Below are 20,169 nucleotides of genomic sequence, written 5' to 3' on the forward strand. Positions count from 1 at the left end.
CTCAATACTCGCGCACAGGCACATTGGCCGGCCGCGAGTTGTAGCCCGGCAAATGCAGGCCACCGTCCACGTGCAGTGTCTCGCCGGTGATGAAGCGCGACATCTCCGACGCAAGAAACACCGCAGCCGGTCCGATATCTTCTTCCGGATCGCCGCAACGGCCAAGCGGACGTGCCGCGGCCGAACGTTCGGCAAAGCCGGGGTTCTCTTCGGCCAGCTTGAAGAATGTCGCGCCCATCGCGGTCGGCGCGATCGCGTTCGCGGTGATATTGAAGCGTCCCCACTCCGAAGCCGCGCTACGCGTCAAACCGACGATGCCCGACTTGGCGGTATTGTAATCGGCATGCAGCCATGCGCCGGTCTCGGTGTCGATCGAATAGAAGTTGACGATGCGGCCCCAGCGGCGCTCGCGCATATGCGGCATGACCGCACGCATGGCCCACCAGGTGGCCCACAGCGACGAGGTCAGCGTTTGCTGCAACATCTCGTCGGTCTTGTCTTCGAACAACACGTTGGGCGTCGGAATGAAGGCGTTGTTCACGAGAATGTCGATGCTGCCGAAGCGCGCCACCGTGCTCTGCACGGCTGCCTCTATCGAAGCCTTGCTGGTCACGTCGGTCTTGACGAACAGTGCACGGCCGCCGAGCTCCTTGATTTCGCGCTCGACTTGCGAGCCGGTTTTCTCGTCGATCTCGGCAATCACCACGGCCGCGCCTTCGCGCGCGAATGCCCGCGCAACGCCGCGGCCAATGCCGCCGCCGGCACCCGTGACGAGACTCACTCTCTCCTTAAGCAATGCCATGCCGACGCCTCCTGTTTGTTGAACACAATTTGCTATATCGTACACTTTAAGAATAAAGGTGTCAGCATTTTGCAGGTCGCAATCGAGGCGTCGCTGCTGTTTTTACACTGTTTTCGAGGGTTTCTTCATGTTCAGGCGCCGCATCGTCATCCGTAGTCGCACCGAGACGTCACAGCACGTGACGCGCGCGGCACTCGAAGACGACTTTCATCACTTCCGCGTCGAAGTCACCAGCGCGCATGGACAGGTGAGTTCCATCGAGGCCGCATCGCCGCGCCGTCCCTATACGCTGTGTGCGCAAGCCGCTGGGCAATTGCAGGCGCTGGTCGGCATGACGCTCACGCAAACGGCCCACGAGGTCACGCGCATAACCGACGCCAGCGAGCAATGCACCCATTTGTTCGAACTCTCCGGACTGGCGATCGCCACAGCGGCGCGAGGCACATTGCGACGTCAATACGACATCGAGGTGCCGATGCGGGTAAACGATCGCACCCATTCGACGCTCGCGCGTGACGGCGTCCTGTTACTCGAATGGAATGTTTTGGGCACGGTGATTCAGGGACCGCCACCGTATGCGGGCATCGATCTGTACCACGGTATGGCGCGCTGGGCGCTGACTACGCTATCGGGCGAAGAAGCCGAAGCGGCGCTGGTGCTCAGACGCGCGACGGGCATCGCCAAAGGGCGAGGCATGAATCTCGACGCTCAGGTGCATGCGCGCCCCAACGGTAACTGTTTTGCCCAGCAGCCGGTGCGAGCCGAACAGGCGATTCGCATCGTCGGGTCGACTTTGGACTTCGCCACTCGCCCCGCCGACCTGTGCGCGGACGATCAGGCGTGGCTAGCCTTCGACGAATGAGCCACTAGACATTAGAAATCGCAAGCCATAAAAAAAGCCCCTGGAAACAGGGGCAACTTCCTTGGCTCGCGAAGCCTCAAGAAACCGCGTGGCGACTATAGAAAGATCGCCAGATTCGGTGTACCCAGCACGGCCTGATCGAGAATGATCTCGCGGCGCGCCAGCTTGAACGTGTCGTCGCTGCGGCGCAGCACGTCATGGCGCTCGCCGCTGATCAGATCCAGCTCGTCAAAGTTGAATCGGCTGCGCGTCACCAGCAGATTGCTGCGCACTACGTATTCGCCGGCTGCATCGCCTTCGTACACCAGCACATTGGTGACAAGACGTCGCGTACGCGACGGCGGGTCTTCGGCCCACGCGCTCTTGGTGCCCGTGAGGCGCATGATGCGGCCCATGATCGAGCGATAGTTGTCGTGATAGTGCTGCATCGTACGAATCACCGACGACTCATGCTGTGCATACGGCCGGGTTTGCCGCAGCGGCGCCGCGTAGACGAGATCGGTGGCGAGCGTCGCGCCCCATTCCTCCAGGCGAATCTCATCGAGCAGCACCGCCTCGTCGTACAGGAACTCGACCACGGCGTTATATACGGCTGAACCGAGCGGCACGCGAGCGCGTTGCGGCACTGCGGCGCGGTCTACGGCTTCTTTTACTTCGCTCATCACACTGTCTCCTTGAATGGCTTTGATTGGCGCGTGGCGCTCAGCTTTCCGAGGTCATCAGTTCGCGCCAGTGCAGCCACCAGTGCCATTGCGTATCGTCCTTCGTGAAGCCTTCGTTGACGATGCCCGGACCCGGCCAGCCCGCCGGCGCGCCGGTTTCGTAGATCGCCTGATACTTGAGCGTCTGCCTCTTGCCCTGCGCGCCCTTCGCTGCGAGCGTCATATGCGGCCATGTGTCGGAGTCGTCCTGCTCGACCATGCCCGACGTGCCGAACAACTGGATGGTCTGCTTGAGCATCTGCTCGCGCACCTCGGGCGGACAGTCCTTTTCCGCGAAGACCCAGTTGACGAACTCGAGCTTGTCCGGTCCGCGCGGAATATAGGCGTGCAGCGTGATCGAGCCGATCACCGAACCGTCGGCCTGCGGAATATAGAGGAAGCCGAACAGCACGTTCGGGAACATGCCGCCCACTTGAGGCGGCATCGAGGTCTGCACCTGCAATTGGCCTTCGTTCAGATTGCGCTTGAGCTGGCTGACCATTTCTTTGGTCATACCTGCGGGCGGCAGCACGTCGAGCTTCTGTTCGACCGTCAACTGATCCGGGTCGAGCCCGGTGAGACGGCGAATCTTGCGGCCGAGGTCGATGCAGCGCAGTGCGTGGCCGTGCGGCGAACTGATTTCGACGCCATACATTTCTGGGCTCAGATCGCCGCCCTTCTCATCTTTCTTCGAATACGCGCCCACTTCGCCGAGCCAGCGGTGCAAGGTCAGCGTGTGATAGCCGTCGCCCGACGACTGTTCGCCCGCCGCTTTCCAGTTGGCACGCACGATGAAGCGCTGCGGCGGCCCGAGCACTTCGATGCCCTTGTCGCTGCGTTTGAACAGCATGTCGTAATACCACTTCGCATCGCCGAGAAACTCGTCGAACGACGGGCCGTTCAGATTCCAGGTCGCGAAGATCAGGCCGCCGTACAGCGTCATCCGCGCCTTTTTCAGCGAGAGCTCGTCTTTGCTGCGAATCTTGCCGTGCATGCATTCTTTCTCGACCGGCGCGCCGAGGAACTGGCCGTTCGGACGAAACGCCCAGCCGTGGTAAATGCAGGTGTGGATTTGCGTGTTGCCGGCGTCCAGCGTGGAGACGCGCATGCCGCGGTGCGAGCACACGTTCAACATGACGTGAATCTCGCCGGTCTTGTCGCGCGTGACCAGCACCGAGTCCGACCCCATGTCACGGACCATAAAGTCGCCGGAGTTCGGAATTTCGCTTTCATGGCCGAGCAGCAGCCACGTCTTGCCGAAAATCCGCTCCATCTCCAGCTCATACAGTTCGGGGTCCGAGAGCGTGCGCATCTGCACCTCTCGCGTTTCGACGTTCACCAGATCAGCGACCTTGGTGCCGTCCGCCAGTGTGGGACTGGTCTGCGTCAACATGCTTGTCTCCTTGACTTACCCTTCGAGGGGTTGAATTGTTAATATAAACACTTTTACCATCTGTGTACATATTTGAGTTTTTGATCCGGATAATCCCCTAGGGGTGCGAAGCGGGCACGTTCATGCCTGCCCGCGCCCGGTCTTCGTCATGAGTCTGCAAGCCATGTCTTCATATTCAGGAAGCGGTCCAGCCCTTCGGCACACGCGCCCGTTCGATCTTCGCCAGATCGCAGATCGCGTCGGCAATGCCGGAAAAGTCGATGCGGCCATATTCACTTGCCCGCGCGAGACTGAACGACTCGAACACGGCTGCCGCCACCGGCATCGGGACCTTCGCTGCGTGCGCGGCGCCGAGCACCAGCGCCATGTCCTTGTGCGCGAGGTCGATTGTGAAGCCCGGTGTGGTGTCGCCCACGAGCACCTTGTTCGGGAAGTTCATCCGCAGTTGGCCGTTGCTCGCCGACGTGCCGTAGAGCACCTGCAAGGTCTTCGTGATGTCGAGGCCGAAGCGCTGCGACAGCGCAAGCGCCTCCGCATTCACCTGGCACAGCGTGACGGCGACGTAGTTGTTGACGAGCTTGGTACGCCCACCGGTGCCGACGGCGCCGCAGTGATAGACGGCGGTGCCCATCGCGTCGAGCAAGGGTTTGACGCGGGCGAAATCCGCGTCGCTCGCCCCCACCATGAAGAGCGATTCCCCGCGATCCGCATGCTCGGCGAGACGGCCGACCGGCGCATCCACCACCGAGAGGCCATGTTCACGCGCTTGCGCTGCCAGCCGGTCAGTAGCGAGCGGATCGATCGTGCTCATATCGAGCAGCACGCTGCCGCGCGCGGCGTTGGCGAAGATGCCGTCGGCACCCAGTGCAACCTGCTCCACTTCCACCGAACTCGGCAGCATCGTCACGACGATCGAACAATCGCGCGCGATCTGCGCGACGCTTTCGCCGGCGCGCGCACCCAACTCCACCAGTTCCGTCACGGCCGCGCGGTTCAAATCCATCACGACCAACTCGAAGCCCTGCTTGCGCAGATTGGCCGCCATCGGCTTGCCCATGCGGCCGAGGCCGATAAATCCGATCTTTTCCATCACTCAGGTCCTGTTGTCGTCCATCGTTATCAGAGAGGGCCGGCCGGTTCAGTAACCGACGTAGGCCGTTTTGCTGTTCGTGTAGAAATCCACAGCGTAGGTGCCCTGCTCGCGCTGGCCGTAGCTCGACGCCTTGGTGCCGCCGAACGGCACGTGATAGTCGAGGCCCGCAGTCGGCAGGTTGATCATCGCGAGGCCGCTTCTGACGTGCTGGCGGAAGTGGCTCGCGTACTTGCGCGAGCTCGTGCAGATGCCCGCCGAAAGGCCGTACTCGGTGTCGTTGGCGAGCGCCAGCGCTTCGTCGTAATCGGCTGCGCGGATGACCGTCGCGAACGGACCGAACACTTCCTCGCGATTGATGCGCATGCTGTTCGATGTGGCAGTCATCAACGCGGGCTGCATGAAGAAGCCGGGCGTACCGGACTGCAGCAACTGACCGCCTTCGACCAGTTCCGCGCCTTCGTCGCGCCCGGTCTGGATATAGCCTTGCACTATGTCCAGTTGACGCTGGTTGATGAGCGGGCCGATGTCCGTGCCGGCTGTCAATGCATGGCCGATCTTCAACGAGCGCATGCGTTTCTTCAGCGCGTCGACGAAACGGTCGTGGATCGCCTCGGTCACGATCAGGCGGCTCGATGCGGTGCAGCGCTGTCCTGCCGAAAAGAACGAGCCGTTGAGCGCACATTCGACCGCCACGCTCAGGTCCGCATCGTCGAGAACGACGAGTGGATTCTTGCCGCCCATTTCCAATTGAACGCGCACCATGTTGGCGATCGCGCTTTGCGCGAGACACCGGCCGGTGCGCACGCTGCCGGTAAAACTCAGTGCATCGACACCTTCGACGAGCGCCTCACCGGCATCCGCACCGCGCCCGTTGATCAGATTCGCGACGCCGGCCGGCAAGCCGTTGCGCTCCAGCACGCGAAACAGCTCCCACGCGACGCCGGGCGTTTCTTCCGAAGGCTTGAGCACAGCGGTGTTGCCGAACGCGAGGGCCGGCGCGAGTTTCCACGCGGCAATGGCAATGGGGAAATTCCACGGTGTGATCAACGCAACGACACCCACCGGATCGCGACTGATCTGCACGTTGATATTGGGGCGCACCGACGGCAGGTTCTCGCCGCCATAGCGCACGGCTTCGCCTGCGAAGAACTGGAAGATCTGACTGGCGCGCAACACTTCGCCGATGCCTTCCGCGCGCGTCTTGCCCGCTTCGCGCGACACCAGTTCGCCGATTTCCTCCTTGCGGGCAGCGAGTTCGATCGACGTCTTCAGCAAAAGATCGCTACGCACCTGGGTCGTTGTCGCGCTCCACGCAGGTTGCGCTGCGCGTGCCGCAGCGACCGCCTCGCGCATTTGCGTCGCGTCCGCGAGCGCGTAATGCCCGATGCTTTCTCGTATATCCGACGGATTGATGCTCTCGATCGAACGCGATCCTTCGCGCCATTCCCCGCCGATGAGGTTGGGCTTCACTGTCATGTGGCTTGTCTCCGATATGCGCAGCATTCGCGTAAACGCTCGGCTGAACGCGATGGTGTTTTGGCAGGGAGTCATCTTAGGATTGCGTGCAATTCGTTGTCGAATGACAAAAACTGATCGCCATATCACGCACTGACATGCGTGATTGTCGATTGCGTGCAGCATGTGTTTGAACTACTGGACTTGCCATGGATATCCGCCAGATCCGCACTTTCCTTGCGATCGCCGACACAGGCAGTGCGACGCGCGCCGCCGAGTTGCTGCATATCGTGCAACCCGCGGTGTCGCGGCAATTGAAGCTGCTCGAAGACGACGTAGGCGCACCCTTATTCGAGCGCGATCGCCGCGGCATGCAGTTGACCGAAGCCGGTCATATCCTGCTCGATCGAGCGCGGCGAGCGTTGCGTGAGTTGGAATCGGCGCAGCAGGAGATCCGGCCGACGCCTGGGCTCGTGTCCGGCGCGGTAAGTTTAGGTTTGCTGCCCAGTAGCTGCGAGTTGCTGACCGCGCCGCTGGTGGGCGCCTTGCAGCGGGCATTTCCGCAGATACGGGTGTCGCTGTCAGTGGGTTATACCGATCATTTGCTGCGCTGGCTGGAAAGTGGCGAGATCGACGCCGCGCTGCTGTATGACCCGGCAGCTTCGCCAGCTCTGGATGTCAAGCCTTTGGTCGAAGAGTCGCTGAGCCTTGTCGGGTTGGCTTCGATTGGCCTGAGCGACGATTATCCGGTTTCCGTTGCGGCACTTGGAGACGCGCCACTGGTTCTGCCGAGTGCGCCCCATCGGCTACGGAGTCTCGTCGAACATGCCTGCGCGGTAGCCGGAGTCGGGATCACCTTTGCTGCCGAGACCAATGCTTTGAGTGTGCAGAAAGCGCTAGTTGCGCAGGGATACGGCGCGACGGTCATGCCTCGTGTCGCCGTTCAGCAGGAGATAGAGCGTGGCGTGTTCAGCGCGGCGCGGATCGACGGAGAAGCCTTTTTAAGGCGGATTTATCTGGCAATCCCGACGACAAGAAGGTCCTCAACAGCGGTTAGATGCGCCACCACCGTGCTGCAGAACTGCGTGAGAGAGATCGCTTGCAGCGGCGAGTGGGCAGGCGCCCGGTGGATCGGGCCCAGCCATACCCCGGATTGATCGAAGCATCAACTTTTGTGATTCGACATGCCGCCGATGCGGCTCCTAGAATCCCTTAGCCGCGGATGCACCGCCAGGAGACAAGACACCGTGCGCGCACATCCGCGTTATTCGCCCTTTGGCAAAGAGAACTCCAATGACCTCACTCGCCGATCAGTTGGCCACCTGCAACACGCCCGGCCTTTTTGACGTTCTGCGCATCCACGGCCTGCCCGTCCACGAACTGCCGCGCGACATCAAGGGCCTCGCACCCAATATGAAACTCGCCGGGCCGGTATTTACCGTCACCGGCCGCTCCGACCCGACTATCTCGGTCAGCGAATCACTCGAACTGTTCATCGCCAAGGTTCTCTCGGGTGCGCCACGCGACCACGTCGTGGTGTGCCAGCCGCATGACCACGCGCGCTCGGCAATGGGTGATCTCGCCGCCGAGGCCCTCAAGCAACGCGGCATCCGCGGTTATTACATCGACGGCGGTTCACGCGACGCGGACGAAATCGAAGCTATCGGCTTTCCGGTTTTTGCCCGCTATACCAGCCCGATCGATATCGTCGGCAGCTGGCGCCTGGAAGCTACCGACGTGCCGGTCGTCATCGGCGGCGTGACGGTGTCGCCTGGCGACTACGTTCTCGGCGATCGCGATGGGACGCTGCTGATCGAGCGCGAACACGCGGAGTTTGTCATCACCGAAACGGTCAAGACCATGAGCACTGACTCACGCATGCGTACTGCCATCCGCAGCGGTCGCGATCCGTATGACGCTTTCCTCGAGTTCGGCAAGCTGTAGCACACCCTCAGGACACCCCATGAAAATCGCCCGCTATCAATTGCATGACGCCGTTCACTATGGTGTGCTCGAAGGCGAGCATCTGGAGCGCCTGAGCGGTTCGCCCTTCGACGGCATCACGCCGGTCGGCACGACGGATGCGTTGGCCGACGCGAAACTCCTCTGCCCGCTGCCCGCCCCGAGACTGTTCGCGGTCGGCATGAATTACGTCGGTCACATCGCCGAGGCCGGCGCGAAGACACCCGAGATTCCGCAGTTCTTCATGATGCCGACGACGGCGGCAATCGGCCCGGATGAAGCCATCGTCCGGCCACGCGAGGCCCAGGTGGTCCATCATGAAGCGGAGCTGGCCATCGTGATCGGCAAGAAGGGTCGCCGTATCGATATCGCCGATGCGCTCGACTACGTGCTCGGCTACACCTGCGCGAACGATGTGAGCGAGCGCGTGATCCAGAACCGCGAAATGGGTTACGGCTGTTTGCTGGTCGGCAAGGCATTCGATACCTTTTGCCCACTTGGGCCCGTCATCGCCACGGGACTCGACGCAGGTAATTTGCGCGTGCAGTCGAGCGTCAACGGCACGAAGCGCCAGGACGGCAACACCTCAGACCTGCTCTTCTCCGTGCCCTTCATCGTGTCCTATCTGAGTCAGGCGGTCACCCTGCTGCCCGGCGACGTGATTCTCACCGGCACGCCATCCGGCGTCGGGCCGCTTAATGGCGGCGACGTCTGCGACATCACTATTGAAGGCATCGGCACGCTGCGCAATCCGGTGGTTGACGAAGCCGCTTGAACGGGCTCACCGCCGTGCCCTCTTTCGAAACAGGAATCGACATGGAACGCTATGTGCATTACATCGACGGCCAGGATACGCCGCCGCAAAGCCAACGCTGGTTCGAATCGCACAACCCGTACACCGGCGATGCGTGGGCGGAAATCGCCGAAGGCTCCGCCGCCGACGCCGATCTTGCCGTTCAGGCCGCGCACCGCGCCTTCACGAGCGGCGCATGGCCGCAGTTGACCGCGACGCAACGCGGCGAGCTGCTGCGCCGGCTGGGTGACCTGATCGCACGCGACGCGCAAAAGCTTGCCGCCACCGAAGTGCGCGACAACGGCAAGCTGCTCGCCGAAATGGCCGGGCAACTGAACTACATTCCGCAGTGGTTCTATTACTTCGGCGGTCTCGCGGACAAGATCGAAGGCAGCGTGATTCCGCTCGATAAAAAGGGCTTCTTCAATTTCACACGTCATGAACCGCTCGGCGTGGTCGCGGCGATTACGCCCTGGAACTCGCCCTTGCTGCTCACCGCATGGAAGATCGCGCCGGCGCTCGCCGCAGGCTGCACGGTCGTGATCAAACCGTCTGAATTCACTTCGGCGTCCACGCTGGAATTCGTCAAGCTGTTTGAGGAGGCCGGCTTTCCGCCGGGCGTCGTCAACGTCGTGACCGGTTTCGGTCGCGATGTGGGGGCGGCACTCGTCGAGCATCCGCTGGTGCGCAAGATCACTTTCACCGGCGCGGACAGCACCGGACGCGCGATCAACGAAACCGCCGCGCGCCACTTCAAGCACGTGAGTCTGGAACTGGGCGGCAAGTCGCCGAACATCGTGTTCGCCGATGCGAATCTCGACGATGCAGTCAACGGCGCGGTCGCCGGCATCTTTGCCGCGACCGGGCAAACCTGTATTGCGGGTTCACGGTTGCTGCTGCAGGACTCGATTTACGACACATTCGTCGAGCGATTGTTGAATCTCGCCCGCACGGCGCGCATGGGCGATCCGATGTCGGCGGATACACAGGTCGGCCCGATCACCACGCGTCCCCAATACGACAAGGTGCTGCGCTACATCGATACCGCACAGTCCGAAGGCGCCACGCTATTGCTCGGCGGCAGCGCGGGCACGCGGCCGGAATGCGGACGCGGCTGGTTCGTCGAGCCGACTATTTTCGGCGACGTCGACAACAGCATGCGCATCGCCCAGGAAGAGGTGTTCGGCCCGGTCCTCTCAATCATTCGCTTCAGGGACGAGGATGACGCGCTGCGCATTGCCAACGACGTGCGCTTCGGACTCGGCTCGGGAGTCTGGACATCGGACATTGGCCGCGCGTTTCGTGTGTCGGAGCGGCTGCAAGCCGGCACGGTCTGGGTCAATGCCTACCGTGCGGTCAGTTTCATGTCGCCGTTCGGCGGCTATAAGGACTCGGGCCTGGGGCGCGAAAACGGCGCCCAGGCGATCCACGAGTACCTGCAAACCAAGAGCGTGTGGATCAACACGGGCGCGGGCAGCGCTAATCCGTTTGTGATGCGCTGAAGGCGCGAGGCGCCGCGCACGTCCATGCCAAAAGCTGATATCACCAGCAACCTTTGTTATTGGCGCGGCACCCGCCTCTCACCCTAGCATAGCGCTACACATTCACGGATTCACGAGGAGACATGAGCACAATCGAGTCGCCAGTATCGAACTGGCAGGAGAACATTTTCTCCATTCTGAAAAGTGGCGGGGTACGCCAAGTCGCTTATGTGCCGGATGCCGGCCACGCGCACGTGATTCGCCGCGTCCAGCAGGACCCGCAGATGCGCGACATCGTGCTCACCACCGAAGAGGAAGGCGTCGCGCTCACGAGCGGCGCGTGGCTCGGCGGCCAGCGCGCGGTGCTGCTGATGCAGAGTAGCGGCGTCGGCAATTGCGTGAACATGTTCTCGCTGCTACAGAGTTGTCGCTTTCCGTTTCTCACCTTGGTGACAATGCGTGGCGAGTATGCCGAGTTCAACCCCTGGCAATGCCCGATGGGCCAGGCAACCCAGGCGGCGCTCGAACTGATGGGGATCACCGTCCTGCGCGCTTCGACACCTGACGAAGTCGAAGACATGGTGTCCGCCGGACTCGACGCCGCCTTCGAAGGCGGTCAGCAAGTTGCCGTGCTGCTGTCGCAGCGCCTCATCGGACGCAAAAAATGGGAACGTAATTGAACACTTCCTCTTCCATCGTTTCTTCCGCGTCGATCGATCGCCGCGAATTCGTCGCGCGCCTGCTCGCGCTATGCCCGAACGCACTGGTGGTGACAGGTCTCGGTTCGCCGACCTACGATGTATTCGCTTCCGGTGATTCGGACCGCTACTTCTATCTCTGGGGCGCAATGGGCGGTTCGACCTCCATTGCGTTGGGCCTCGCGCTCGCGCAACCCGAGCGCCCAGTGCTCGCGATTACCGGCGACGGCGAACAGTTGATGGGCGTCGGCAGCCTCGCGACCGTCGGCGCACAACAGCCGCCCAATCTGAGCGTGGTCGTACTGGACAACGGCCACTTCGGCGAGACAGGCATGCAGCGCAGCCACAGCAGTCTTGGGACCAGGCTCGCGCAGGTGGCGCGGGCATGCGGCATCGAACAGGCTACCGAAATTCACTCGCTCGACGGCGTCGAGGCGTTGGCCGCCCGGATCAACGCGCGCACCGGACTGAACTTCGCGCAGGTGCATATCAAAGCCGATGAGTTGCCGCGTGCCTTGCCCTCGCGCGATGGTGTCTTCGTGAAGAATCGCTTCCGTCAGGCGCTCGGCTTCGCTTCGCTGTGATCACGCCATGAAACCGTCCACGACGACTCCGCTTTCCGCCGAACTCGAGGCGCAGTACAACATGCGTCTGCTGCGCCCCGATTTCGAGGCGAACCTGCTGCAGGAATGGCTGTCGCGTTCGGCTGCATTCAGAAGCTCGCCGGGTGCCCAACTGGATGTCGCGTACGGTCCGGGGCCGCGGGATCGTCTGGACTACTTTCCCGCAGCGTCTGCCGATGCGCCGCTGCTGATTTTCTTTCACGGCGGCTTCTGGCAGCGCGGCGACAAGTCGGTGTACAGCTTCGTGGCCGAGCCGTTCGTGGCCGCAGGCATATCGGTCGTGCTGGTGAACTACACGTTGTGCCCGGCCGTGTCCGTCGACGAGATCGTCGCGCAGTCGCAAAGGGCGCTGGCATGGCTGTGGCACCACGCCGGCGAACTCGGGTGCTCGCGCGAGCGCTGGTTTGTCAGCGGCCATTCGGCGGGCGGCCACCTCGCCTCGCGGATGATGGCCACGCACTGGGATACGCTCGGCGACGATTTGCCGAAGCCGATGCTCAGCGGCGCGATCCTGATCTCGGCACTGTTCGACCTGGAGCCGCTGTGCGAAACCTCGATCAACGAAGGTTTGCAACTCGACCGTGAACAGGCGCGTGCCGTAAGTGCGTTACGGCATCCGCCCGCGACCGACGCACCGCAATTGATCGCCGTGGGCGGCGCCGAGACACCGGCATTTCATCGGCAGGCTCGCGCCTACGAAACGGCATTCGGCAAAGCCCAGCGTTTCATGCCGCATTACCGTATCGACGACTGCGACCATTTCGACGTAGTGCAGGCCTTTGCGGACGTGACCCATCCGTTCTTCGCACTCTGCCGCGATTTCGTCCTCGCGCGCTAAGCGCGGCGTGCTGGGCGCGGCGCGCGGACGCGGACGTCACGCAGCGCGCCTGCTCCCGCTTCAGCGTTCGCCAAGCCTTCTCAATCCACCATGCCAAGCAGCGCGCGGATATCACGTCCCGGTTCGGCGTCCGATCCGTACGAGAAGTCGCCGCGCGCCTGCCGCTGCACCAGTTGATCCATCAGGAAGCGGTAGCGCGTTCCCGGTGCATCGAAACGCGAATGCAGATCGAGGCGCTCGTCCGGATCGAAATAGCGCTCGTTCTGCGGCCGGATCACCGAGTTGTCCTGCGGCTGGATCACGAACGCGATTCGCGGCATTACATAGCGCAACGGAATCGGCGCCGCTGTCGTATTGAAGGTAACGTCACAACGCGAGCGATGGCGGCCCACCGGAACGAACGGTTGCAGATTCGGCACGTCGTAGCCGGGCCTGAAACGCGGGTAGGAAATGCACACATTGCTGCGCAAATGCACGTGCAGCACTGCACGGAAATCCTGGTACTTCGCACGTACACCGCCGACCCAGCGCATGATCGGCGCCACCGACTTCTGCGTCACGATGCGAGTGCGCGTGACCGTCTCCGAGGTCCATTCTGTTTCGACGATGTCGGATTCGGAGGTGCCGTCGCCGATCGTATTCGCGTGCAGAAAATCGGCATGCGTGAGATCGATCAGGTTTTCGATCGAGAGTGCCGAGGTCGAATCGAAGCGCACCGTGCGTTGCGTATAACCGGGCAAGCTGCCGTCGAGCGGCAGAAACGGAATGTGCGGCAGCAATTGCTCGTCGGCGTTATCCGGATTGCCGTACCACGCCCAGATATAGCCATAGCGTTCCACCACCGGATAGAAACCCAAACCGCCGGTGAACGCGCTAGCCTGCGCACGGCGCTGTTCCAGTTGTTCGGGACGAAACTCCGCGGCGAACGGCTTACCCGCATGGTCCCGCCACAGGAAATACGGCTGCGTGTGGACGATGCGGCGAATTGGTTTCTGCGTCACGTCGCGGCTATGCGAGACCGGAAACCAGGCGTCGCGCAGATCGTAGTTGAGCGGAGTCCAGTCGCGGCGCGCGGATCTGGACGGCGCGCCGCCGGAGTTGGCGACGAGATTGGCCGTATCGGCGGCGAGTGTTTCGGTGACGGCATTCATCGTGCGATGCTCCTTGTCGAAGTGGAAGACAACTCAGGCGGCCTCGCTCATCGGCGCGCGCCGTGCGGCGCGTGCCGCGGCCAGATCGCGCGACGGCGCCACCAGCAACGCAGCCAGCGCGGCGCCGTCGATCATTGGATGGATCCGGAACGGCGCGCGTGCGCGACGCCGGGCGAGATGCCAGCGCAGCGGCGCGCCGGCCACGCGTGTGTCGTGTCTGAAGCCGCGCCAGCACAGGCTGGTGGTGCCACGCCGATTGGCACTAGAAGCGATGTACAACGTCACGAGCGGTGCCTCGTCCGCATCCAGCAACTCGACGCGTATCGTGCCGCCCTCGAGTGGCACCGCCGTGCGCACAATCAGCGGATGATCGACAACGAAGGCCGGCGGCAACATCCGCGTCTTCCATACCGCGCCGCGATCGACCACGAGACACCCTGCTTCCAGGCGTGGATCGCCGAGGAAGAAATCGGTCATACGCACGCTGCCGAATTCGAGCAGGCACTCGGGACCGTCGAGCATCGCCGCGAGATATTCGTCGTGGGCGATATTGACCACCGCCGCGCCGCCGAACTCGCTGCCCTGCGGCTGATAGTCCGCACCCGGCAGCGGCGAGTCGGCGGGACTCCCCTCGCCTAGCCATACGTGCACGAAGCCTCCACTTTCAGCCACCCGATAGGCACGCGCACCGTAACGCGACGGCACGCGCTCGTCCTCACGCAGATTCGGAATCGTGGTGCACATCCCCGTCGTACCGTTGAAGGTCCAGCCGTGATAACCGCATTGGAGTCCCTTCGGCGTGACCGTCCCGAGCGCAAGCGGCACGCGCCGATGCGGACACCGATCCTCCAGCGCGCATAGTTCGCCCGCCGCATTGCGAAACAACACCAGCGCCTCACCATTGCACACGACCGCGAGCGGCTTCTCGCCGTTCACCGATTCGCGAAGGGCCGCCGCCCACCAGTTGCCTGTCGTCATACGCGTGTCTCCGTCTTTTTTATCGAGTCTCGCCGGCGCGGTGCAACAGGGCATCGCACCGGCTCGCGTTGCAGACTTCCTTGCGCGTTGTGTTTTCCTCGCGCTACCGCTTCAGGCGGTGACCTGCTCGCTGACGTCGAGCTTCAGCAGCTTGATGGCGTTACCACTGCGGATCTTCTCGCGATCCGTCTCCGATAGCCCGAGGCCTTCGGTCAGATCGCCGTGCTCGTACGCGCCGCCGAAGTTCGTGCCGTACAGCAGGTTGTCCACACCCACTACCTCCACCACGCCGCGGCGCAAGCCTGTTGCGTGCGCATCCAGGTCGAAGTAGAAGTTCGGCAGATAGTCCATCACCGGACGCTTGTTGCGCGAATCCGGCGCCATCACGCGATTGAGATCGTTCAGGCGTCCAAGCTGGAAAATCGCCATACCGCCCGCGTGCGTGATGTAGGTCTTCAAGCCGGGGAACGTATCCAGTGCGCCGCCGTTGATCAGATTCCAGAAGAACAGCGTTTCGTCGAAGCAGTCGCCGACGATCGAGGTGGTCTCGAACTTGTCGTCGGTATGCTTTTCGCCCCAGTAGATCGACTGGTTGAAGCCGTGCACCATGATCGGCGCATCGAGCTTTTCGAGCTGCTCCCACACCGGGAACAGTTCTTCGCTATGCGCTTCCAGACCATTGAAATTGGCGCCCCCCACGCACACACCCTTGGCACCGAGTTGCGTCACCGCGCGTTCGATTTCGCGTGCGGCCTCGGCCGGATTGGCGAGGTTTGCATGCGCCCAGAACGCGAAATGTTCCGGGTCCTTTGCGCAGAAGGCCGAGAGTTCGTCGTTACAGATGCGCGCGTATTCGTCGCCGAATTCACCGGCCCAGTACATGAACGCATGTGACGGCGTGGACAGCACCAGCTTGTCGACGCCGCGCTCGGTCATCAGCTTGCGGCGCGCTTCGTGTGTCATGCGCGCGAGCAGATTCGCTTCGGCTTCGTCGTCGTCGCGCGCTTTCGACGGTTGCGTCGTGCCGAGCGAAAAATGACCCACGGTCAGGCCTTTGGTCTTCATGAACGGGCCCCAGAACGCGTGGCGCTTGAGCATCGCGGGGGTGAAAAGATGAGCGTGGACGTCGATCAGCATGGGTCTTTCTCCTGGTATGGCGGGGGATGGCTGTGTAGGACCGTGTAGGGCTATGTAGGGACGCCGTCGCCGCGCGAAGGTCATGCGGGCTGCGGCGTGATGTTCGAAATGCGTGCGCGGCGCTGCAATGCACAGCGCGCTCTGCTCAATTAGTTCGATCTGTTCGGTCTGTTCGATCTATTCGATCTGCTGCTTCCGGCATGCGGCCCATGAAACCCGCCGCGCGCTGATGAAACTGGCCGCTGCCTGATGCGCCCGCCACCGTCACGCCGGAATCGACGACCAGCGTGTGCGCGGTAACGTGGCGCGCATCGTCGCTTGCCAGGTAGACGAGCGCGGCGGCGATTTCCTCGGGCATCAGCGGCGTACCGAGCGGCGATGCCGTAGCCGCAGCGTCGAGCGCCGCTTCAAGGCTGCCACGGCCCTGCACGATCATGTTGGTGACGGTCGTACCCGGCGCTACCGCGTTGACGCGCACGCCGTGAGTTGCGAGTTCCGAGGCCGCTGATCGCGTGAGCCCAATCACACCGTGTTTGGCCGTGGTGTACGCATGCGGCCCGAGCCCGCCGATTACGCCGGCAGTACTCGCCACCGACAGAATGCAGCCGCTCTTTTGCCGCACCATCGCGCGACCGGCGTGCTTGATGCCGTAAAACACGCTATCGAGCAGCACAGCAAGCGTGGCGTGCCAGGCGGCGGCGTCGGTCTCGAGGATCGAGCCGAACGCACCCACCAACCCCGCGTTGTTCACCATGCAATCAAGTCGCCCATACCGTTGCAACGCATGCTCGACCGCCTGGGCGACCTGTGCTTCAACGCTCACGTCGGTGCGCAGGAACGATGCATTCGCCAGTTCCCGCGCCAGAGAAGCACCGGCGTCGGCGTCGATATCGGCCAGCACGACCGTGGCGCCTTCCGCCGACATGCGCCGGGCCGTCGCGGCGCCTATGCCGCTGGCGGCACCGGTAATCAGCGCGACCTGGCCTTGTAGACGTTCAGTCATGGCGTGCCCGCGCTCAAGGGATCATCAGACCGCCGTCCACCGCCAGCGTCTGTCCGGTAATGAAGTTCGCGCCGTCGCTGACGAGAAAGAGCAGCACGGGTGCCATCGCCGTGTCGGGGTCGCCGAGGCGCCCGCCCAGCGGTATCTGCTGCGCCATGAAAGCGTCGTGCGCGGCGAGTTGTTCGGCATCCAGCCGGGCGCGGAATTTCTCGTACATCGGGGTCCACATGGCGGGCGCCAATGCATTGACCGTGATGCGATACTTGCCCCACTCTTTGGCCGCCGTGCGAGTCCAGCCAAGCACCGCCGCCTTGGCCGCCGAATAATGCGCGAGACCCGGCACGCCCATCACGCCCGCCGCCGACGCGAAATTGATAATGTGCCCGCCGTGTTCTTTCAGATGCGCGAAGGCGGCCTGATTGGTATTGAGCGTGCCACGCGCGTTGACGTCGAACATCAGGTCCCAATCTTCCTGGGTGATCGATTCAGCCGGCGATTTACGCTCAACGCCGGCGATATTCACGAGCGCATCGAGCCCGCCGATGCGCTCCACCGCCGCCTTGAATGCGTCGTCGACCTGCGCGCGCTGGCTCACGTCGCAGCGGAAGTAATGCGCCACGCCCGGCCCCTTTGCGGATGCCTCCGCGGCAATGTTGCGACCTGCTTCGTCGTTCAGATCGAGTGCCGCCACTTTCGCGCCCGCAGCAACCAGGGCCTTTACGGCACTCGCGCCGATGCCGCTCGCTGAGCCCGTCACGATCACGCGTTTGTTCTGGATATCCATATCTGTCTCCGTGTTTCTATTCTGTTCGTATCGAATACGCTATGCGCCGCCGGGGGGGGCGTGCGTCACGCCAGTTGCACAATCAGATCTTTGGCCTGCCCGAGCAGGCGCACTGCCGACGCATGATGCTTGCTACCAAGTTCCGCCGATGACTTGCCCGCGCACGATCGCGCATAACTCCCCTCTAGCAGAATGCCGAGCTTGAAGCGCGCGAGCACGACATACCAATCGATCGCGGATAAATCACGATCGCTACGCTCGCGGTAGTAGTCGACGAGCTCGGCGGCACTCGGAAAGCCGAGCCACGGCGTGACGCGTATCGTTCCCGCGCCCTGACCCTCGGCGTTCGGCCAAGTCGCCACCAGCCAGCCGAGATCGAGCAGGGGATCGCCGACAGTGGCCAGTTCCCAATCGATGATCGCCGCGAGTTCGGCCGTGTCGTTGCGGAACATCACGTTCGCCAGATGAAAATCTCCGTGCAGAATGCCGGTGCGCGACTGCGCCGGACGATTCGCCTCCAGCCATTCTGCGACCTCGACGACGCCCGGCAATGAGGCCGGACCGGGCCAGCCCGCATGCACCTGATAATGCTCCAGCTGACCGCGCCAACGCGCGACCTGCCGTTCGAGGAAGCCCTGCGGTTTGCCGAAGTCGCCGAGACCGACGGCCAACGGATCGACTTCGCCGAGGCGCAGCAGCGCATCCACCATCGAGTAGCCCATACGTTGCTGCGCTTGCGGCTGCGCGTGCAAATCCGGCAACGCGGCCGCCGAAGCGTTGAAGCCTGCCACGGGTGCCATCAGATAGAACGGTGCGCCGAGCACGGCATCGTCGGTACAGGATCCGAACAACTCCGGATGCGGCACCGCGCTGCCTGCCAATGCGCCCAGCACGCGCGCCTCGCGAGCGATGGTCGCGCACACTTCCGGCCGTGCTTGCAAGGGTGGCCGGCGCAGAACAAATTCGCGCGCTCCGCGTCTGAAGCGCAACAGGATGTTTTGCGTGCCGCCCGTGAGCGGCTGCGCGTCGAGAATCGGTCCGCTTTCGAGTGACTGCGCATCCATCCATTGCGTGAGCCGTTCGAGGTCCACGGCAGTTTGCCAGGCGGAATTCGTCATCACGTACTCCTGTGAGCGGGTTAGCCGAGCGCCGCGCGGAATTTGCGCTCGGCTGCCGCGGCCGCGGTCGGCCGGTGGTAAGCGGGGAACAGGTCCTCGCACGGCGCGTAATCACGCAGCAACTGTTTGGCGACGGTGACCTTGTGCACCTCGGTCGGGCCGTCGGCGAGCCCCATCTGGAAGGCGCGCGAGATCATGCCGGCAAACGGCATCTCCGAAGACGCGCCGATCGAGCCATGCACATGCAGCGCGCGCGCCGCGATGTCGTGCAGCACCTTCGGCATCGCGGCCTTCACCGCGGCGATGTCTTTACGCACCTTCTGGTAATCCTGATAGCGATCGATGCGCCACGCAGTGCGCATCACGAGCAAACGGAACTGCTCGAGTTCGAGCCACGAGTCCGCGATCTTTTCCTGCACCATCTGTTTGTCGGCGAGCACGCTGCCCTGCGTGTGGCGTGACAGCACGCGCTCGCACAAGGCGTCGAGCGCTTTCTGCGCGAGACCGATGGTGCGCATCGCGTGATGCACGCGGCCGCCGCCGAGCCGCACCTGGGCGACCACGAAGGCCTCGCCGGGCGCACCGAGCATGTGGTCGGCCGGCACCCGCACCTGATCGAAGGCGAGGTACGCGTGCGTCGCTTCAGGCTCGTCGGCCATGCCGACACTGCGCAGAATGCTCAAGCCAGGCGTCCCCGCCGGCACGATGAACATCGACATGCCCTTGTAGGCGGAGACAGTTGGATCGGTGATCGCCATCACGATGAAGAAGTCCGCGAACCGCGCGTTCGACGCAAACCATTTCTGCCCGCTGATCACCCAGTCGTCGCCGTCGCGCACCGCACGGGTCGTGAAAACCTTCGGATCGGCGCCGCCTTGCGGTTCGGTCATCGCGAAACAGGAGACGATATCGCCCGCCAGCAAGGGCGCGAGATAACGCGCCTTCTGCGCGTCAGTACCGTAATGCGCGAGAATTTCCGCATTGCCGGAATCGGGCGCCTGGCAGCCGAATACGATCGGCGCAAACAGCGCGCGGCCCAGAATCTCGTTGATCAGCGCGAGCTTGACCTGCCCATAGCCCGGTCCGCCGAGTTCGGGCCCGAGGTGGCAAGCCCACAGCTTGCGATCCTTCACCTGCTGCTGCAACGGCTTCACGAGAATCTGAAACTTCGGGTCGTGGATATTCCACGGGCTGCCCAATACATGTTCGAGCGGTTCGACTTCGTCGCGCACGAACTGCTCGATCCAGTCGAGTTCGGCCTGAAAGTCAGGATCGGTTTCAAAGTCCCAGGACATGC

The 20,169-nt window shown here is 62.9% G+C and carries 20 protein-coding genes; 8 read left to right on the plus strand and 12 right to left on the minus strand.

Translation table 11 applies throughout. The features are described from left to right. Window position 1 precedes the first annotated feature (1 nt). Window positions 2-802, minus strand: a complete 801-nt coding sequence (locus HHL24_RS07460; RefSeq protein WP_169484857.1) for an SDR family NAD(P)-dependent oxidoreductase — start codon at window positions 800-802, stop codon at window positions 2-4. 127 nt (window positions 803-929) lie between these two features. Here HHL24_RS07460 and HHL24_RS07465 point away from each other — a divergent pair, with 127 nt between their 5' ends. Next, window positions 930-1,664, plus strand: coding sequence for a DUF2889 domain-containing protein (locus tag HHL24_RS07465; protein ID WP_169484858.1), 735 nt, complete (start codon window positions 930-932; stop codon window positions 1,662-1,664). A gap of 95 nt (window positions 1,665-1,759) precedes the next feature. On the opposite strand, the gene HHL24_RS07470 is transcribed toward HHL24_RS07465, so the two are convergent. The 4 genes from HHL24_RS07470 to HHL24_RS07485 form a co-directional block, all read right to left on the minus strand. Further along, window positions 1,760-2,326, minus strand: a complete 567-nt coding sequence (locus tag HHL24_RS07470; protein ID WP_169484859.1) for a 3-phenylpropionate/cinnamic acid dioxygenase subunit beta — start codon at window positions 2,324-2,326, stop codon at window positions 1,760-1,762. Between the two features lie 40 nt (window positions 2,327-2,366). Next, window positions 2,367-3,758 carry an aromatic ring-hydroxylating dioxygenase subunit alpha gene (locus HHL24_RS07475; protein ID WP_169484860.1) on the minus strand — a complete coding sequence of 464 codons (1,392 nt, stop codon included), beginning with the start codon at window positions 3,756-3,758 and terminating at the stop codon, window positions 2,367-2,369. 175 nt (window positions 3,759-3,933) lie between these two features. Further along, complete coding sequence (locus tag HHL24_RS07480) at window positions 3,934-4,848, minus strand: NAD(P)-dependent oxidoreductase (protein ID WP_169484861.1); 915 nt, start codon at window positions 4,846-4,848, stop codon at window positions 3,934-3,936. A 48-nt stretch (window positions 4,849-4,896) separates the two neighbouring features. Continuing rightward, a complete protein-coding gene (locus HHL24_RS07485; protein ID WP_169484862.1) occupies window positions 4,897-6,327 on the minus strand; it encodes an aldehyde dehydrogenase family protein in 1,431 nt (476 codons plus the stop codon). Between the two features lie 188 nt (window positions 6,328-6,515). On the opposite strand from HHL24_RS07485, the gene HHL24_RS07490 reads away from it, so the two are divergent. The 7 genes from HHL24_RS07490 to HHL24_RS07520 all read left to right on the plus strand — a co-directional run bounded on the left by HHL24_RS07490 (window position 6,516) and on the right by HHL24_RS07520 (window position 12,701). Then, the gene (locus HHL24_RS07490) at window positions 6,516-7,463 is read left to right on the plus strand and encodes a LysR family transcriptional regulator (RefSeq protein WP_169484863.1); all 948 of its coding nucleotides are present in this window, start codon (window positions 6,516-6,518) and stop codon (window positions 7,461-7,463) included. Window positions 7,464-7,599: 136 nt separating this feature from the next. Continuing rightward, window positions 7,600-8,250: an RraA family protein gene (locus HHL24_RS07495; RefSeq protein ID WP_169484864.1), complete on the plus strand. Its 651-nt coding sequence runs from the start codon at window positions 7,600-7,602 to the stop codon at window positions 8,248-8,250. 19 nt (window positions 8,251-8,269) lie between these two features. Beyond that, a complete protein-coding gene (locus HHL24_RS07500; RefSeq protein ID WP_169484865.1) occupies window positions 8,270-9,043 on the plus strand; it encodes a fumarylacetoacetate hydrolase family protein in 774 nt (257 codons plus the stop codon). A gap of 41 nt (window positions 9,044-9,084) precedes the next feature. Continuing rightward, window positions 9,085-10,563, plus strand: coding sequence for an aldehyde dehydrogenase (locus HHL24_RS07505; protein ID WP_169484866.1), 1,479 nt, complete (start codon window positions 9,085-9,087; stop codon window positions 10,561-10,563). A gap of 122 nt (window positions 10,564-10,685) precedes the next feature. Further along, entirely contained in the window at window positions 10,686-11,222 is a 537-nt protein-coding gene (locus HHL24_RS07510) for a thiamine pyrophosphate-binding protein (RefSeq protein WP_169484867.1), read from the plus strand. Next, a complete protein-coding gene (locus HHL24_RS07515) occupies window positions 11,219-11,824 on the plus strand; it encodes a thiamine pyrophosphate-dependent enzyme (protein WP_206002748.1) in 606 nt (201 codons plus the stop codon). Before HHL24_RS07510 ends, HHL24_RS07515 begins: the two co-directional genes overlap by 4 nt. A gap of 7 nt (window positions 11,825-11,831) precedes the next feature. Next, the gene (locus HHL24_RS07520; RefSeq protein ID WP_169484868.1) at window positions 11,832-12,701 is read left to right on the plus strand and encodes an alpha/beta hydrolase; all 870 of its coding nucleotides are present in this window, start codon (window positions 11,832-11,834) and stop codon (window positions 12,699-12,701) included. A gap of 80 nt (window positions 12,702-12,781) precedes the next feature. Here HHL24_RS07520 and HHL24_RS07525 read toward each other — a convergent pair whose 3' ends face one another. The 7 genes from HHL24_RS07525 to HHL24_RS07555 form a co-directional block, all read right to left on the minus strand. Next, window positions 12,782-13,852, minus strand: coding sequence for an oxygenase (locus HHL24_RS07525; protein WP_230417365.1), 1,071 nt, complete (start codon window positions 13,850-13,852; stop codon window positions 12,782-12,784). Window positions 13,853-13,885: 33 nt separating this feature from the next. Beyond that, window positions 13,886-14,830: a Rieske 2Fe-2S domain-containing protein gene (locus HHL24_RS07530; protein WP_169484869.1), complete on the minus strand. Its 945-nt coding sequence runs from the start codon at window positions 14,828-14,830 to the stop codon at window positions 13,886-13,888. Window positions 14,831-14,941: 111 nt separating this feature from the next. After that, window positions 14,942-15,967, minus strand: a complete 1,026-nt coding sequence (locus HHL24_RS07535; RefSeq protein WP_169484870.1) for an amidohydrolase family protein — start codon at window positions 15,965-15,967, stop codon at window positions 14,942-14,944. 145 nt (window positions 15,968-16,112) lie between these two features. Further along, window positions 16,113-16,970: an SDR family oxidoreductase gene (locus tag HHL24_RS07540; RefSeq protein ID WP_169484871.1), complete on the minus strand. Its 858-nt coding sequence runs from the start codon at window positions 16,968-16,970 to the stop codon at window positions 16,113-16,115. Window positions 16,971-16,983: 13 nt separating this feature from the next. Continuing rightward, window positions 16,984-17,754 (minus strand): SDR family NAD(P)-dependent oxidoreductase, encoded by a 771-nt coding sequence (locus tag HHL24_RS07545; RefSeq protein WP_169484872.1) that lies wholly within the window; start codon window positions 17,752-17,754, stop codon window positions 16,984-16,986. A 65-nt stretch (window positions 17,755-17,819) separates the two neighbouring features. After that, a complete protein-coding gene (locus tag HHL24_RS07550) occupies window positions 17,820-18,872 on the minus strand; it encodes a phosphotransferase family protein (protein WP_169484873.1) in 1,053 nt (350 codons plus the stop codon). Between the two features lie 20 nt (window positions 18,873-18,892). After that, the gene (locus HHL24_RS07555) at window positions 18,893-20,167 is read right to left on the minus strand and encodes an acyl-CoA dehydrogenase family protein (protein ID WP_169484874.1); all 1,275 of its coding nucleotides are present in this window, start codon (window positions 20,165-20,167) and stop codon (window positions 18,893-18,895) included. Window positions 20,168-20,169: the final 2 nt, after the last annotated feature.

The organism is Paraburkholderia polaris (assembly GCF_012927345.1).
Lineage (GTDB): Bacteria > Pseudomonadota > Gammaproteobacteria > Burkholderiales > Burkholderiaceae > Paraburkholderia > Paraburkholderia polaris.